17 protein-coding genes are annotated in these 17,547 nt (G+C 26.3%); 8 read left to right on the forward strand and 9 right to left on the reverse strand.

All coding sequences use genetic code 11. The annotated features are described in order from the left end of the window. Positions 1-12: 12 nt before the first annotated feature. Positions 13-1,575 carry a PI-PLC domain-containing protein gene (locus tag QIA31_RS02255; RefSeq protein WP_301394084.1) on the reverse strand — a complete coding sequence of 521 codons (1,563 nt, stop codon included), beginning with the start codon at positions 1,573-1,575 and terminating at the stop codon, positions 13-15. 111 nt (positions 1,576-1,686) lie between these two features. Between QIA31_RS02255 and QIA31_RS02260 the strand changes: the two genes are divergently transcribed. Continuing rightward, positions 1,687-2,820: a hypothetical protein gene (locus QIA31_RS02260; RefSeq protein WP_301394085.1), complete on the forward strand. Its 1,134-nt coding sequence runs from the start codon at positions 1,687-1,689 to the stop codon at positions 2,818-2,820. Here the strand turns inward: QIA31_RS02260 and QIA31_RS02265 are convergent. Genes QIA31_RS02265 through QIA31_RS02290 form a run of 6 tightly spaced genes read right to left on the reverse strand, consistent with a single transcriptional unit; the run spans position 2,817 to position 8,894 of the window. Beyond that, positions 2,817-4,616: a hypothetical protein gene (locus tag QIA31_RS02265; RefSeq protein WP_301394086.1), complete on the reverse strand. Its 1,800-nt coding sequence runs from the start codon at positions 4,614-4,616 to the stop codon at positions 2,817-2,819. The two genes, QIA31_RS02260 and QIA31_RS02265, sit on opposite strands and share 4 nt — an antisense overlap. 12 nt (positions 4,617-4,628) lie before the next feature. Further along, positions 4,629-5,582, reverse strand: coding sequence for a hypothetical protein (locus tag QIA31_RS02270; RefSeq protein ID WP_301394087.1), 954 nt, complete (start codon positions 5,580-5,582; stop codon positions 4,629-4,631). Between the two features lie 32 nt (positions 5,583-5,614). Then, on the reverse strand, positions 5,615-6,103 hold the full coding sequence (locus tag QIA31_RS02275) for a CarD family transcriptional regulator (protein ID WP_151060018.1): 489 nt from the start codon (positions 6,101-6,103) through the stop codon (positions 5,615-5,617). A 39-nt stretch (positions 6,104-6,142) separates the two neighbouring features. Beyond that, positions 6,143-6,736 (reverse strand): hypothetical protein, encoded by a 594-nt coding sequence (locus tag QIA31_RS02280; RefSeq protein ID WP_301385598.1) that lies wholly within the window; start codon positions 6,734-6,736, stop codon positions 6,143-6,145. Continuing rightward, on the reverse strand, positions 6,729-7,457 hold the full coding sequence (locus QIA31_RS02285; protein ID WP_301394088.1) for a 16S rRNA (uracil(1498)-N(3))-methyltransferase: 729 nt from the start codon (positions 7,455-7,457) through the stop codon (positions 6,729-6,731). Before QIA31_RS02285 ends, QIA31_RS02280 begins: the two co-directional genes overlap by 8 nt. Before the next feature lie 3 nt (positions 7,458-7,460). Beyond that, positions 7,461-8,894: a S41 family peptidase gene (locus tag QIA31_RS02290; protein WP_301394089.1), complete on the reverse strand. Its 1,434-nt coding sequence runs from the start codon at positions 8,892-8,894 to the stop codon at positions 7,461-7,463. Positions 8,895-8,958: 64 nt separating this feature from the next. Here QIA31_RS02290 and QIA31_RS02295 point away from each other — a divergent pair, with 64 nt between their 5' ends. From QIA31_RS02295 to mgsA, 5 genes are all read left to right on the forward strand, one after another. Further along, complete coding sequence (locus tag QIA31_RS02295; protein ID WP_363325306.1) at positions 8,959-9,384, forward strand: hypothetical protein; 426 nt, start codon at positions 8,959-8,961, stop codon at positions 9,382-9,384. 3 nt (positions 9,385-9,387) lie between these two features. Next, complete coding sequence (locus QIA31_RS02300; protein ID WP_301394090.1) at positions 9,388-10,530, forward strand: MinD/ParA family protein; 1,143 nt, start codon at positions 9,388-9,390, stop codon at positions 10,528-10,530. Further along, the gene (gene lgt, locus QIA31_RS02305; protein WP_301394091.1) at positions 10,530-11,516 is read left to right on the forward strand and encodes a prolipoprotein diacylglyceryl transferase; all 987 of its coding nucleotides are present in this window, start codon (positions 10,530-10,532) and stop codon (positions 11,514-11,516) included. The genes QIA31_RS02300 and lgt overlap by 1 nt, the downstream gene beginning before the upstream one ends. 20 nt (positions 11,517-11,536) lie before the next feature. Continuing rightward, on the forward strand, positions 11,537-13,549 hold the full coding sequence (locus QIA31_RS02310; protein ID WP_301394092.1) for an EAL domain-containing protein: 2,013 nt from the start codon (positions 11,537-11,539) through the stop codon (positions 13,547-13,549). 93 nt (positions 13,550-13,642) lie between these two features. Next, complete coding sequence (mgsA, locus tag QIA31_RS02315; protein WP_301394093.1) at positions 13,643-14,026, forward strand: methylglyoxal synthase; 384 nt, start codon at positions 13,643-13,645, stop codon at positions 14,024-14,026. Between the two features lie 42 nt (positions 14,027-14,068). Here mgsA and p22 read toward each other — a convergent pair whose 3' ends face one another. Beyond that, positions 14,069-14,656 (reverse strand): lipoprotein P22, encoded by a 588-nt coding sequence (p22, locus tag QIA31_RS02320; RefSeq protein WP_301394094.1) that lies wholly within the window; start codon positions 14,654-14,656, stop codon positions 14,069-14,071. Between the two features lie 132 nt (positions 14,657-14,788). Between p22 and QIA31_RS02325 the strand changes: the two genes are divergently transcribed. Both QIA31_RS02325 and QIA31_RS02330 read left to right on the forward strand, forming a co-directional pair. Beyond that, complete coding sequence (locus QIA31_RS02325; RefSeq protein WP_301394095.1) at positions 14,789-16,165, forward strand: aminopeptidase; 1,377 nt, start codon at positions 14,789-14,791, stop codon at positions 16,163-16,165. Between the two features lie 7 nt (positions 16,166-16,172). Then, complete coding sequence (locus tag QIA31_RS02330) at positions 16,173-16,451, forward strand: PTS sugar transporter subunit IIB (RefSeq protein ID WP_301394096.1); 279 nt, start codon at positions 16,173-16,175, stop codon at positions 16,449-16,451. Positions 16,452-16,472: 21 nt separating this feature from the next. Here the strand turns inward: QIA31_RS02330 and QIA31_RS02335 are convergent, their stop codons facing one another. Continuing rightward, a complete protein-coding gene (locus QIA31_RS02335; protein WP_301394097.1) occupies positions 16,473-17,531 on the reverse strand; it encodes an NAD(P)H-dependent glycerol-3-phosphate dehydrogenase in 1,059 nt (352 codons plus the stop codon). Positions 17,532-17,547 lie beyond the last annotated feature (16 nt).

Below are 17,547 nucleotides of genomic sequence, written 5' to 3' on the forward strand. Positions count from 1 at the left end.
CCTTTAATTTATTCATTTTTTCTCCAAATATAAATCCATTAACTTTAAAAATAAAGCTAAACTGCCTAAAATATTTTTCATTATACCTCCAAAGTTTAAATTGTTTCCATAGCTTTTAGCAAGTTCCATATCAAGCTCTTTCCAATTATAAATCAGCTCTCTTTCCAAAGAGACCTTTGAATAATCTGAAAGACAATCTTGCAAGCGCTGCTCAATAGAATAAACTTTAGAATAATATTCACTTGATATGGCAAACGCCTTTTTATTAACATCTGCTATAATGTTTAACAATAATTTCTCTGAAGATTTATCCCCCACAGAAGCTCTGTGTAGTAATGCATTTATTCTATTACCATATCCGCCTTGCTCTCCTAAACTAGAATCAAAATCAATAAGACTTGCATAAATATTAATTAAGGCATGCATATCATTAGACATTTCTCTTGAAAGCTCTATAAGCTTCCATTGGCCTTTAATAATAAGCAAATTAATAATATCATTAAGATCTTTTTTAACAAAATGAATAGTATATGTTCTCAAATAAACTAAAAGCTCACAATAAATATACCCTGTAGTGCTCATAATTTTAGATAAAATCTTTTCATTCATTTTTTCATTATAATTATCCAAATTTAAAAAAGATACTCCTGGGAAAAGTTGCTCAGCCAATATTTTGGATTTACTACTTTTTTGCAAAACTTTAATCTTTTCAATTTCAGTGGCAACATGCTTGGTAAGATCATTAAAAAATATTCTTGCTATTGGATTGATTTTTTGACTAGTAGAAATAGGAAAATAATCCGGATCCCCACTAACATATCTTATTAAATATAATATTTCTTTACTCTTATTTATATCTAAAATAGAAGAAATAATCTTAATCCAGACATTTGATTTAATAGGAAAATCTTCTTTGCTTCCATAAATTTCTAAAATAATGTCATAAAGATTTTTCCAAATAGAAATATTCTTAATGCAAGAGATACATTCTAATAAATCTTTAAGATCATCTATGATAACCCCACATCCTATAGAGCTAAATCTAGGCCTATATACAAAATCATCTTCTGGAAGCAAACTGTCAAAATTTTTAAGAACCAAATAGTATTGATATAAAACTAAATCAAAAAAATTATGCAAAGCTTCATAAGTTTCATCTATCAATTTAATTTGTTCTTGAGTTATGTTTTTAAACAAAAAAGATAAATTATTATGTAATTTTTTAGGAAGATCTGAATCAAAATTTATGTTATCACTTGCAGAAAAAGAATAAATATAATCTAAAGATTTCTTCTGGCTTTCACTTAAATATTTTTCAACAACAAAATGAACAATTTTGTTAGAATTTTTATATCTTTGGGCAAATGGCCTTAAGGGAGAAAAAATTTTATAAAAATTATAAAGAAACCTAGAAAATTGGGGTAAAGCTTGAATTTTCGAAGCATTAAAAAAATTGCTTACTCTGCTTAAACTAATTTTAACTTCTTTTAACCTTTTTTGCTTTATTTGCTCAGAAGTAAGTTCTTTATTAATACTAAACATAGAAAGTATAAAATCAAATAACCCCAAATTCATCATCCCCCTAAAAACTTTTCAATTCCCTTGCTCTATTTTGCAGTTAAACATAGAAGCCAATAATTAACTATAAAAATTATACATAATTTATTGTAAAATAAAATAAAAAACTTGAATAATTTTATGAGAACAAAAAATTTAATACTAATAGCAATTTTACTGATTAACCTCAGCTGTTCAACAAATAAGAATATAGTTGTACTAACTGACAATAAAGCAATACCATTTTATATAAATCAATTTAATATCGAAAATAAACTCAATTTTATAATTAAGTTTAGAAATAATATTGATCCACAAACAATAGAAAAAGAAAATGCACAAATAATTATTTCTAAAAACATTGGCAATACAAATATTGCCAATCATTTTAAATCTATAAAAATCAACTATAATCCAGATTATCCTATTTTAAAATATATTTTCAAGCAATTTAACTACAAAATTATTCCATTAAGCTTTGACATTCCCATTTTAATCTATAAAAATACATACCACATTAAAAAATACATAAACACTAAATATTTAAAAGAAGAATACGAAAATTTCATTAAAGATGGAAAATTTTTTATATCGCCCTATGTTTCTGAAAATTTATTTTATGTGATTTCTGAAATAAACGATGCAAGATTTTCTTTTGAAAAGAATAAATTAAATTACAATGAAAATAAAATTCTAGAAATGCTAGAATATTTCTCATCATTTTTAAATACAAAACAAATAGAGTTACAAAAAGATTTCTTTAATAAATACGGCTACCTTAAACTAAACAAAATATTGCTTAATAAAAAATCTCTTTTAATAACAGGATTGAGTGATCTAACCTTCTACAATAGCTTAAGCAAACAAGAGAAAGCACAAATAAAATTTTCATATTTAATCAACAACAACAATGAAATTGTTATATCAAGCCCAAATTTTATTGGTATTTTAGAAACGTCTATTCTAACTAAAAAGTTTATCCAATGGATTTTAGATAAAAAAACTCAAAAAAAACTAATCGGATTTAGCAATCAATCCCAATCAAATATATGTTTTGGATTTGCTAATGGTTTTACTCCCTACAAAGAATTAAATTTAAAAATAAAACACTCAATTGATGGGATATCTCCTTTTATTATTGACGAAACTCAAATCAATAGTTATTCTTATGCATTAAGCAAAAAAACAATTGAAAAAGAAAATTTACTAATAAATGAATGGTTTTTTTCTAGAATTAAGAATCTAAAAAAAATTAAATATTAATTATACCTTTCCCTATAATTTACAATAATTATTTTAAAAATAAGAAAAAACAATAAAGTAGAAAGAATAGCCAAAGATGTGTAAACACTATTAAAAACATATATAATAAGGGAGGTAAAAACAATTAAAAAATAATTTAGAAAAAGACAAGTAATTCCTGAAAAAATAGCTATCATTAGTGAGATTAGGAAAATCATAACCTTGGAATTGAAATTAAATTCTATTTTAGAAAACAAAGAAATAAAAAACACCCCCATTAAAACTAGCAAAATCGGAGAAATTAGTAAAACCAAACTTAAAGAAAAAATATTAATTAATTTCAAATTTAATATGGCAACCCTATGAAAAGCGCTTGACAAACTTTGAATTCTTAAAAAAAATCCAACCTCAGTAAAATTTGAAAATAAAGCTAAATTTTCTACATTTTCATTAATCTTGACAACCTCTAAAGTATTTGTATCAAAACTATCCATAGACACAAATACTTTAGTAAGAGTAATTTCACTCTGCTCATTATCTTTGTCTAAAACATTTTGATATACAAAATTACCTCTCAAGGTAGCAAATGGAATTTTAATATGCAATATAACATTTCCTGTCTTGTTAAATCTAATAAGCTCAAAATTTTTTATTATTTTAGAATGATTATTAAGGGCAACAACTTTTTGCATATAAATATAATCATAAAAGCCTCTATTAGAATCTGGTTGCAATAAAAATACATTGTTTATTCCGTAATATTCAAAATATTTTTCAATCTCATTAAAAAAAAGATATCTTTTTCTAAGCTTTTCAAGTGATTTATTTTTATAATTCAAAATTTCATTATCACTGGGCAATAGTTTATGAAGATTTAAAAACCCGTAATAAGCTAATTTAAATTTCTCGGTATTAAGATACAAAAAATTTTTTTGCTTTTCTTCAGAGATTAGCTGCATTTTTTCTTTTTCAAAATTTCTATTTTCATTAATAAACTTTAAAGTCAAATCTAAAAGCGCAACAAAATTATCGTCTTTTGTTGCAACATAAGCAATATAAGCAAAGTAATTGGCCGTATAATAATCATTTTGAGAAATAAATTCATTGACAATATTAAAAAAATCTTGTTTTTTAAGGCTTTGCAAAGAATATCTTGAAAAAGTTTTTTTAACCTTTTCCGAATCAACGTCATAACTTGGAATTTTACTATATTCAGATTTCACTAAATAATAATTTGTTAAAAGTTCTTCATTATTTACATAAATAATTCGCATTTTATCATATATTCTAATCAAATTTTCAAGATGTTTTCTCTTTTGTTTCATTGAATTTAATAAATCAGAAGATAAAAAAAATCTATTTGAAGACAAATCTATATCTATATTTTTAATTTTAAGAGATATTTCATTTGCTTCACTTTCAAGAAGATTATATCTATCGTAACTAAACTTATACTCATTTCTCTGAGCAATTATATAAGGCAATATTAAATTAAATATAAAAGTAAAAAAAACCCCTATAATAAAAAATAATAGTAAAAATGCATAAAGTTTAGAAAATAAATACCCATTATATGATTTTAAATAACTCTTTATTTCTTGTTGAACAAAAAAAGCGAAGTAAATACAAATAATAAAAATAAAAAATCCATAAAAATACTTGTAAAAAAGCAAAATAGAATCAAAAAAAGCTGCTATTAACCTATGCTTTTCTAAAAAATTTTCTCCAAAAAAATAAGAATAACTAAAGATTAAACCTATAAAAAAACACAAAAAAATAATAAAGTTGCTCAAAAATGCATATATTTCTCTTTTCATAAACTTTAAGAATTAATTACCATTATATAAATTATCATCTAAATCTTTGCTTATTTTAATATATTCTGAAACAAAGCCAAATAAATAAGTGGAAAAAAAGGTTAAAGCACAAAAAACAAAAGGAATAAAATCAGATATAATGCTCTTTCCTATTATTACATTATAAATCTTGGGAAACTCAATCGAATAGACATTATAAATTTTTAAAAAAAGTATAATAAAAATGGGATAAAGAAATATTGCAAAGCTATTTGAAAAAATAAGATTAAAAACATAAAAAAACGCAAATAACAACAAAGAAATTCCTAATATATTAAAAATTAAATTTAAATAATTGAGTGAGAATAAAAAATTATTCAAAATTTTCAAATCTCTAAAAATAAAATCAACAAAATTATTAAAAATCTTTTGCTCTAAAAAATTATTCCCAATAAAATCAATATTACTAGAATTAAAAAGATTTGATTGGTAAGAAAAACTTTTATCCTTTTTGTCATCCCCTGAAACGATTAAAGCTCCATTAAAACCATAAACATTAGGAGGACTATTGCTAGAAAATATTATTTTACCATTTAAAAAATGTACAACCTCGTCTTTAAGGATAAAATTATTATTTCTATTGCCATTAATGTAGTAAGAATGAAAACTATAGCTAACCAAAAATCCCAAATAAGAAAAGAATAAAATAAGAATAAAGATAATAAAATAAAAATAAAAAGTTTCTCTGGGCGGCTTTAAAACCATTCCATAAAAAGGATGAGACATCCGCATAAAAGTAACAACAAGCGACAAAGGGAAAGAATAAATATAGGCATTGTAATAAAGGCTATAACTAAAAATAGAAAAATTGAAATACAAAAACTTATATCTTAAATAAAAGGTGCAGATAAACATTAAGGAAAAAAGGCAAAATATTAAAATAAATCTATAAATTATTAAAAAGATCAATCTTAAAGAATCAAACATAGCAAATCCTCCCCCTCAAAAATTGAGAACCCTTAAGCCTTTTTGCTATCGACCAAAATATTTTTAATCTTCTTCTTAGCTTCTTCAAAGCTAATTTGCAAAGCTAAGCTGATCTCGTGCTCTAGTATTAACTCAAAATCATTCAAAATCCTTTTTTCGTAAAAGGGAAGTTCTTTTTGAGTAGATTTTTTATATAAAAATTTATACAACTTTGCTGTATCCAAAATATCGCTTTTTTTATAAAATTCATGACCGCCATCTTTTATTTTTTTTGAATCTATTTGACCTTCGAAGTCTTTAATAACATCAAAGACTTCTTCTACCTTTTCCCTGCTAACCAAAGCTCTAATTCCAAAATCATCAACTTTAGAAACAGGAACCATAAAAATCATATCGCTAAATGGAAAATGTATTTCATAATAATCAATAATCTCACCATTAAACTCTTTAGTCCTAATATCCTTAATCGTACCTACTCCATGCATTGGATAAACTACTGATTGATTTAGCAAAAATGCCATACTTACCTCATAAAATATAGATAGTTAAAATTTAAAGGATCATAAAAAAACACTTAAATTGGTTCTAATACTAGATTTATTTTCATAAAATAAATTTTCAAGATATCTATCATTACAAAAACTTATTATTACACTAGGAGTAAGCTTATTGATATTTGCAAAAAACATTTCTTTATTTCTCTTTACAGCTTTTAAATCATAATACCCAATAAAACTAATTTCTTTATGAGATTCTTTCAATCTTAAAAATTTTTTCTTTGAAATTACTTTATCCTTGTCTATAATATAACATGTTTTATGGGCATTTTCTAGTATTCCCATTAATATGAGAAGAACTGTATTTGAATCATAACAATCAATATTAACTCTTTTAAAAATCCTACAAAAAAATCTTACAATCTTAGAATTTAAAAAAACAAGGGAAGAATTTTTAATGCGATTTCTAAACTTTTTAAAAATCAAAACCTTTAGGAAAGCTTTAAGCCCAATAAAAATTACTATTGAATGATAAGGATGCCCTGAAAGATAAGCAAATCTGCTTATAAGCTTACTGCGACTATCAAAAACATCTATAGGTACGCCTAAAAAATAAAATCTGTCTGGTTTTGAATATATGTCTTTTAAATTAGCCATTAAAATCCCCTAATAATGCCTTAAAATAAGCAAGTGAATAAATAATAGCCGTATCCGCTCTTAAAACCGAAGTATTAAATCTTACAAAATTAAAGCCTTTTCCCTTGAAAAAGGCTATTTCTGACTTCGAAAAGCATCCTTCAGGACCTATTATAATCCCAATTTTGCTTAAATTATCAAAACGTTCATTCTTGCTTAAAAGCATTCCACTCTGATGAGCAACATAATATCTAGTAGTTAAAGAATAAGGTAAATAAAAAAAATTATTATAAAAATTAATTTTAGGAACAATTTTATTGCCACTTTGCTTTAAAGCCTCATCTATTATTTTTGAAAATCTTAAAAATTTGGCAGATGTATTTCTTATATCTATTTTGGACACAGAATGATCTGCATTAATAATATTAATTTCTGAAACTCCAATTTCAACAACCTGCCTTAACACCGAATCTATTTTTCTACCCTTTAAACTAGAAATAAAAATACTTATTTCAAAATTATTTTTTTCAATTTTGTCTATTTTATTGGTAGTAAACCTAATAAAATTAGTACCAATTTTTACTATTTCTGACATTCTTAATTCCTTATCTTTTAAAAGAATGTTCAGCTTGTCACCTTTTTTAAGTCGTCTTACATTAACAAGATAATGGTATACGCTCATATCTTTAACAATAATAAAATCACCTACTAAACAATTTGCATCCAAAACAATTTGCTTCACAATTTAATTGCCTAATTTAGATAAATACTCACAAGCTGCTTTTAAAGCCTTGTCATAATGTAGATTATAAATTGGCAATTCTTTATTATTATCTTGATAGTAATTAAAAAACACATACTTGCCCAAAAATTCTTTATCAATTTTATATTTTGGGTTTTCTTTAACAAGATTCTCAACAAAAACATCAATCTCTTGTTCGGTAATGGATTTTTTGTCTTTCAAAAAGCCTTCTATTAGCTTTTTATCAAAAATTTCTTTATATATTGCTGCTTCTTCCTCAGAAAAATCTGGAGATTTTATTTCTAAATCAGGCTCAATCCCAACCTTATGAATACTCTTTCCAGATGGAGTATAATACTTTGAGCTTGTAATTTTAAATCCACCAGTATAAAAAGGAACTACATGTTGAATAACCCCCTTGCCGTAAGACTTTTCGCCTATAATATAGGCTCTTTTATGGTCTTTCAAAGCACCTACAAAAACCTCTGATGCTGATGCTGACGATCTATCTATTAAAGCAACAATTTTTATATCTGAAGGCAAAACTTGTTTTGCGCTTGCCTTATAATCAATAGGCTTGCTAGAATTTCTTGATTTTGTGGAAACAATAGTTCCTTTAGGTAAAATATCATCCGCCATTTTTATAGCTGCCTGAAAATATCCACCAGTATTAAGTCTTAAATCCAAAATTAAAGATTTAATATTTCTATTCTTAAGATTGTCTAAAGCTTTGCTAAAATCTACAGAAGTATGTGGATTAAAGCTTACTATTCTTATATAACCAATATCTGAATTAATAACATCATACTTGATTGTTTGAATTTCTATCTTTTCTCTTGTAAGTTCAAAATCCAATTTTAAATTTTTTCCCCTAAGAATAGATACTTTAACTTTTGTACCCTCTTTACCTTTTAAAAGATCAACGACTTGATCTACTTCCATAGAAGAAACACTCTTACCATCAACAGCAGTAATACAATCTCCAGATTTAATTCCAGCCTTATACGCCGGACCTCCCTCAAAAGGTGTAACAATAGAAACACAAGCGCTATCGCTATTAGGATCAAGATTTTTTATCTTGTCTTGCTTATCTTGAGAATGCATTTTTTTTATTATAGAAATTCCAATACCAACATAATCTCCTACTGTTGTTTTTGAAATTTCTTCTAAATCTTTTTTTGTCAAATATTGAGAATAAGGATCGCCTAGAGCTTGAAATATCCCTTTTAAAGCACCTTCAAAAATCACCTCATCGTTTACAGGTTCAACATAATTTTCTTTTACAAATTCAAAAGCTTGAATCATCATCTGCTCATAGCTAGATCTTGATAACTTATTATTAGATTTATCAACAGCAAAAATAGATTCAACAATCACTAAAGAGCTTATACCTAGAGTCAACAAAAAATACAAGCATATTAAAAATTTATTTTTCATTTATTCATTCCTAATGCAAAAATTAAAACTTGATTTTATTTCCATAATATAATATTTTAAAACTATGTTAAACTCACATCCTAAAAAAAACCAAAGCCTTAAAAGAGCAAGCCTTATTGCATTGCAAATACTCGAGAGTCTTTTAGTTCTAGCCTTACTATACCAAGCCATTAATAGATTAATTTTTATTAATAATTACTCCATAAAGTTTATGCTCACATTTATCTTATACTCACCTGAATTTTTCATGGCTAATTTAACACTCTATTATTTTATCTACGAAAAATTTAAAATTCTTCACAGTATTATAGCAATAACTAAATTGTTCCAAATAATATTAACAATATTATTATTTATTCTGGGGTTTACTTTTAAAATGTACATCTATCAAACCTCTCTGGCTATCCTTTTAGGGATTACAGCAGTTTATCTAGTATTTAATATAATAATTTTAGCACTAATTAACTCAAAAAGAAAAACAATGGAGTAAAGCTTGATTACTATTCCTGTAGCTAGTGGTAAAGGGGGAGTTGGCAAATCCCTTTTTTCGGTAAACATAGCAATTTGCCTAGCAAATGAAGGAAAAAGTGTTTTGCTTGTTGATCTTGACCTTGGAGCATCTAATTTGCATTCAATGCTAAACATTATACCAAAAAAAAGTCTCGGCACGTTTTTAAAAACAAAGATTAATTTTTCAGACATTATTATTAAATCTGGAATTAAAAATCTAAACTTCATTGCGGGGGATTCTGACATACCAGAACTTGCCAATATAGCCACTTCTCAAAAAAAAACTATAATAAAAAATTTAAAATCTTTAAAATATAATTACCTGGTGATTGATCTGGGAGCAGGAACAACTTTTAATATTATTGACTTTTTTTTAATGTCAAAAAGAGGAGTAATAGTAACAACACCAACAGTAACAGCTACAATGAATGCATATTTATTTCTTAAAAATATAATATTTAGGCTGTTGTCAAGCGTCTTTAAAAGAGGAACAAAAGGAAATGAAATTCTCAGGGCAATAAAACAAAACTCAATCGATCTTCAAAAGGTGTATATACCTAATTTACTGTTAAAACTAGAAAGCGAAGATCCTGAAAATTACTCCAAATTTAACAAATTGTTTAAATCAATTAGCCCTTTTATGATATTTAATATGCTCAAAACTCCCAATGACATTGAAAAAACTGAAAAAATAATAAAATCAGCAAAAAACTATTTAAGCATAAATTTACAAAGTATTGGAGCAATCTATAAAGATGAAATAGTTGATCAAGCCTTAAACAGCAAAATCCCTATCACTATATACAAACCTACAAGCTCAACCTCTAAAAGTATAAAAAAAATTGCCAAAAAATTGATTGAAATTGAAGATTTAACAAATGATGCTGAGCTTTTAAACGAAGAAGATTTAAATGAAAGTTACGATTTCGTGTTAAGAGAAGCTCAAGAAGAATATATTGAAAAAATTGAATACCTTGAATCACTAATAAAAAACAAAACAATAGAAAGTAGTGAAATTATTGATATAATAAAATCTCAGAAAAGAGAAATCGAAACATTAAGAAAGCAAAATATATTATTTAAAAAAAAGCTTTTTGAAAAGTTTGAAAAGACTAAGGAGGTCTAATGCCAAATTATATAAATTATCCAAGTTGGTTACATCCTGAAGTAATTCAAGGCATACCAATTACATGGTATAGCCTATCTTACATTTTTATAATAACAATCTCTTATAAGTTTATTTGGTATCAACTACAATCAGACAGAATTGATATTAAGAAAGAAGATTTTGAAACATTTATGTTCTCACTTGTACTTGGAGCAATTTTGGGAGGCAGATTAGCATCTACCTTAGTTTACGACAAATCAGGGATTTATTATTCTCATCCTTGGTTAATCCTTTTGCCATTCGATCAAAATTGGAATTTTACAGGCTTTAGAGGCATGGCCATCCATGGTGGTTTTTTAGGCGCAATAATTGCTCCTCTAATCACAATAAATACAAAACTTAAAAACACAAATGTTAAAAAATATTTTCTAAAACTAACAGATTATGGATCAATAGCTTTTTCTTCTGGATACATACTTGGAAGACTTGCTAATTTCGCAAATGCAGAACTTTATGGAAGAGTAATAAAAGGAGGAATAATATTCCCTAATGCAGAACCATTTGACACAAATATACCAGGTGTAAAAGAATTTGCATCATCCGTAGGGCTTGAAATTCTGCCTCATGACCTAGTAATCAACCTTCCAAGAATACCTTCTCAGCTTATTGAAGGATTTTTCGAAGGACCTGTAACTTTTATGTTACTATGGTTTTTATTTAGAAAAATCAAAAAATATGATGGATTTATTTTTGGTATATATATAATGCTTTACGCTTTTTTCAGATTCTTTATTGAATATTTAAGAGAACCTGACAAAGAACTTGGATTTATAATAAACTACAAGCCAATTAAAAGTCTGTCCGAATTTTCTTTTTTAAACATATCAATGGGACAAATTCTATCACTAGCACTAATGCTCTCAGGTTTAATCTGGATAATAGTAACTAAAAAAATAGCAGATAAAAAAATAAAAAATAATAATAACCTGGCATACAAAAATTAAAATAAGAGCAAGCCAAAAAAATGCAAGAGGTTAATAATTATCAAAATATAAATTCTATTGTAATCTCTAAAAAAGAAATTAATATTAAAGATCTTATAAGACTTAAATCAATTTTTAACTTAATTCAAATCGTAAAATCTGAAAAAGCTTTATACAGTGAATATGTAAAACAAAATAATATTAAATTCGCTATTATTTATAATTATGGAAAACCAATAGATTTTTCAATAAATATTGCAAATGAATTAAAAAAAACAAACAAAATTCACTCTATTATAATTAGCAATGAAAAATTTGATAAGGAATATTTAAAACTTAATCACATAGAAATAATAAAAGATATAAGTGAATTAGAATATAAACAAAGTTTAATACACCAAAAAAAACTATTTTGCGACAATAAAAACACAGCTCTGGATTTCTTTTTAAATTTATCAGAACTCATTAAAGAAATAGTAATCATTACAAATACCGAAAATGAAATTATTTATATCAATGAAAAAGGTAGTAAAAATCTTAATCTTCCAATGAAAACCTCTGGAAACACAATCAAAGTAACTGACATAGATATTAGAGATTGGGAAAAGTTAAAAAAAATAGATTTAAGTTGGCATACAAATTCTATTCCTGAATTTAAAAATATATTAATAACTGATTGTCTTTTAACATTAAAAAATAATAAAAAACTACATGTAGATGTATTTATTAGTATAATCGATCAAAACAATATTGACAAATTAATAACAATAAAAGAAATACCAAGCCCCAATAACATAGAAAACTATAAATACCTAGAAATTGTTGATTCACAAGACGAGATTCAAGCTTTCAAAGAAATTGAAAAATTACTAGTAAACCATATAGATATTTACAAAAAAAAAAGGACATATTTGCTTAATTTAGACCTATCTCTAACAACAGAATATAAATATAAAGAGAATAAAGAAAAACTTAATATAAAAATACTTAAAATAATGTATTCAAAAATAATGTCATTATACTCTGAATATATTTTCAAGCTAAAAAACAACAATTTAATAGTAATCATATGTACAAGTGGCGATGAAAAAAAAATAATTGCAATTGCCCAAAAAATCAAAAAAACAATTACGCTAGCATTAAAAAAAGAAGATATTATTATATTCGAATTCAATATTGGAATAATAGAAGTAAATTTAAGAGAAAACTTAGAATTCAAAATCCCTAAATTAATGATGGCTACAAAAATATCATCAGAATACAAAGAATCTGATCCTATTATATACAAAGAAGAGCTACCAGAAGCGGTAATTTTAAAAAATCAAAACAAAATCTTTCAATATATACTCAAAGCAATAAAAAATGATTTTTTTACTCTTTATTATCAAAAAATAAATCCTCTTAAAAAGAACTTAAAGCCCAAAATAGAAATCTTGACAAGACTTTTTGATCATATGGGAAAACCAATTCCAAATGATCAAATTTTTAGTTTAATAGACAAATATAATTTAACCGTTGAAGTTGATCAATTAGTGGTTAAAAAAGCTTTAAGGGAATATAAAAGTTTTGTATCAAAAAATGGGATACACGTTTTCTCAATTAACATATCTCCTTATTCGCTAAAATCTCAAAACTTTCGAATATTTTTAAGAGATATTTTATTAAAAAGCCAAATCCCACTTCAAAATATATGCCTAGAAATAACAGAAACTGGAATTCTTGAAAATTTTGAGATAATAAATAAATATTTTCAAGAATTAAAAAGTTTTGGAATCAAACTAGCGCTTGATGATTTTGGAAGCGGACATACATCACTCTCATATATTAAAACACTACCAATAGACTTACTCAAAATAGATGGATCTTTTATAAAAGCAATAAACTCTAGTGAAATAGATTTTGTAATAATAGAATCAATTAAAAAAATAGCAGATACAAAAAATATAAAAATTATTGCCGAATTTGTATATAATGAAGAAATATTAAAAAAAATAAATGAACTAGAAATAGACTATGGACAAGGATTTTTATGGCACAAACCAGAACCAATATAAATTCTAAAAACAGTAAAATCTAAAAATATATTCATGACTAAATTTTATTAAATTTCAAAAAAAATATTTTACATTGGGAAAGGAATAAAATTAATGGAAAAAAAAATAGCATTAATTGCACATGATAAAAAAAAGGATGATTTGGTAAATTTTGTCAAACAAAACCATCTCTTTTTATCCAAATTCAAGCTTATTGCAACAGGAACAACAGGGTCTAGAATTCAACAAGCTACTGATCTTACGGTTATCAAATATAAATCGGGCCCTATGGGCGGAGATCAACAAATTGGAGCTGAAATAGCTGAAGGGAATGTCTTGGCCATATTCTTTTTTAGAGATCCTCTAACAAGTCAGCCTCACGAACCAGATGTGTCAGCTCTTATTAGGCTTTGCGATGTACATAAAATACCACTTGCAACCAACATAAAAACAGCAGAAATTTTAATAAAAGGACTTGGGGATTTGATTTCAAAATAGGCTTTAATTTAAAATTAAAGCCTAAAAAATCAAAAATATAAATTAATTCATCATCATAGGTGAAACTTTCTCAACACCGTTGATAATATAATTAATAGATTCAAAAAAAGTCTTAGCATCTGAATTATTCTTATCAACTGTAATTTCTAATTTTAAATTTTTAATATTAAGATCTCTAAAAGTACTAATAAGATCACTTTTAGCACCGTGCAAATTACTATTTATAATCTTTTTAAAATCGGAGTCAATCCCAACAAAAATAAACGCTTCTTTTCCAGAAATACTAATTGGGGCTTCTCCTGCATAAATATTATCATAAAAATAAACTATTAACTTTGCGTTCTCTTTTGAAGGTATTGTTTCAAAGTAGCCATCTTTTTCAGAAAAATAAAAAACCTTTATATTTTTCCCCAAACTTTTTCGATCATTTTTTGAATGAACTACTCCCATAGCATGAAAAACATGACCAATAGTATGTTCATCTATTTTAGAAGTATCATCAAGCTTAGAAGAGCTATCCATTTCTTGCTCCTCAACATATTCATTTGAGGTATCTTTTGAAGTGCACGCAATTATTAAAAAAAACAAAAACCCCATTAAACAGTTTTTTAAAAAACCATTTTTATACATAAAAAATTCTCCCTTATAATTAATTAATTAATTAATAATATTAAAATTAAAGGTAAGTTTACAATAAATAATTTATTTTGTATACACTTTAAAAACAATTAAAATGCTAAAATTAAACAGGAGGACTTATTAATGAAAAAACAAAATCCATGGCTATCTTTAAGCGAAGAAGAAAAAAATCAAATTTTCAATTTTTCTGAAAGTTACAAAAAATTTATAAGTAAATTTAAAACAGAAAGAGAAGTTACATCCTATGCTCTAGATAAAGCAAAAAGAAGGGGATTTCTTAACGCTGAGGAGAAAAAAAATTTAATGCCAGGCGATAAAATTTTTTATACCTGTAGAGAAAAATCTGTTGCTTTTGCTATTATTGGCAAAAATCCCATTGAAAATGGAATGAATTTAATTGTTTCTCATACGGATTCACCAAGGCTTGATGCAAAACCTTCGCCAATCTCTGAAGAAAACAATCTTGCATTTCTTAAAACTAACTATTATGGGGGAATAAAAAAGTACCAATGGTTATCTACACCCCTTTCAATAAGAGGTGTGGTATTCTTAAAAAATGGAGAAAAGGTTGAAATCAATATTGGCGACAATGAAAACGATCCTGTATTTGTAATTCCCGACATTTTACCTCATCTTGACAGAAAAATACAAAGAAATAGAAAATCAGATGAAATTATTGAGGGAGAAAATCTAAAAATTTTAATTGGAAGCCTGCCAATTGAAACAAAAGAAAAAGATAAAGTCAAAATGGCAACTCTGCAACTAATAAAAGAACAATACAAAATAGAAGAAGAAGATTTCGTATCATCAGAAATTGAAATAGTACCTGCAGGAACAGCAAAAGACATTGGACTTGATAAAGCTTTAATTGGTGCTTACGGACAAGATGACAAAATATGCGCCTACACTTCGCTAGAATCCATATTTGATCTTGAAGAGGTTCCAAATAAAACAGCTATTTGCTTTCTTGTAGATAAAGAAGAAATTGGCTCAACAGGTTCAACTGGACTAGACTCAAGATATCTTGAATATTTTGTTTCTGACATGATTTTTAAAATTAAAAAATCAGAATATAATAACCTTCATGTACAAAAAGCTTTATGGAATTCAAAAAGCATTTCTGCTGATGTTTGTGCAGCAATAAACCCACTATTTAGCTCAGTTCATGACGAACAAAATGCTCCTCAACTTGGCTATGGCATACCCATAATGAAATATACAGGACATGGTGGAAAAAGTATGGCTAGCGATGCTGACGCCGAGCTTGTTTCTTATATTAGGCAATTATTAAATAAAAACAATATAGCCTGGCAAGTAGCAACGCTTGGAAAAGTAGAAGAAGGCGGAGGAGGAACTGTTGCTAAATTCTTAGCTAGCTATGGAATAAGAACAATAGACATGGGACCTGCTGTTATAAGCATGCATTCTCCAATGGAAATAACTTCCAAATTTGACTTATACAATGCTTACTTAGCATATAAAGCTTTCTACAAGGAATAAAATTGCTATGGCAGACCTAGAAAAAACAAATAAAATCAAAGTAGCAGAGCATATTATAGAATGCTTTGGGGGAATCAAAAATATTAAAAATATAAAAAAAGACATAACAAGAATAAAAATTTTAGTAGACAGTAATTCTTTAGTAAAAAGAGATGATTTGACAAAAAATGAACACATAATAGGAACTATTAAATCTAATGAACTTACAGAAGTTGTAATGAATTTTGAAATAATAGAAGATGTCTATAACAAAATTTTATATATGATGAATGATCAAAAACAATAAAGCCTCCACAGAGGCTTTATTTTATTGTTTAATATCCCTCATATACTCAATAACAGATTCAGGCCCTAACTCTTTATTCAAAATTTTATATATAACACTTAACAAGCTATTAGGATTGAGATCGCGATTTAATTCTTTTAAAAGGGAAAAAATCGATTTGGCCGCCAAAACTCCTTCTGGCAAATATCCAATTTTTTCAATATTGCTTATCAAATCATCTAGACTAAAAAAGTTTTCTAAAATGTTTTTGCTAACAATTTCATTACCAAATCGTCTATTTCTTCCCAATATGCTTCTACAAGTAACATCTAAATCACCAGAACCAGACAAAAATAAAAACGTTTCAATATTTTTTCCCCCAAGCTCAATTGCAATATCTTTCATATTATTTAAGGATATTGAAAATAAAAATGATTCTGTATTATTACCTATTAAATTGGGATAATTTAATTTATATGCATCTAAAATTCCAAATGCAATTGCAAACACATTTTTTAAAGCTGCTGCTATTTGCACCCCAAAAATATCATTACTATAAAACAAAGAAATTGGGGTTTTCCCAAATAAATTAATAAACAAATATGCATTTTCCCTGTTGTTACTAGCCGCAACAAGGCCTGTTATAACACCAAGTCCAACTTCCTCAGCATGACTTGGGCCAACAATATAGGTAATTTCATCTTTATATCCTTTCATAACTCTCTCAGCAGCTTCAACAACGGGCTGAGTTTTTCCATTAAAAGTAATAAACCCTTTTGTAAGTATTGCTAATTTTGGCTTTATCTTTAAAGAATTAAAAAATTGATCCAATTTTTTTAAAATATTAACAGTAAAAAGAGAAGGCGTTGCAATTAAAATATAATCAGACATAGCTGCAACTTCAAATAAATCTGAACTTGCAACTAAATTTTTTGGCAATTTAATTCCCTTTAAATATTTGCCATTAACATTATTATTATTAATACCATTCTTAACATCTTCTTCAAAAGACCATAAAAAAATATTAAAATCAAATTTATCTGCCAAAGACTTAGCAATAGCTGTCCCCCAAGCCCCCGCTCCTATTACTGACACTTTCATAAATACTCCCTATAAC

The sequence above is a fragment of the [Borrelia] turdi genome, from assembly GCF_030439285.2.
GTDB classification, from domain to species: Bacteria; Spirochaetota; Spirochaetia; order Borreliales; family Borreliaceae; genus Borreliella; species Borreliella turdi.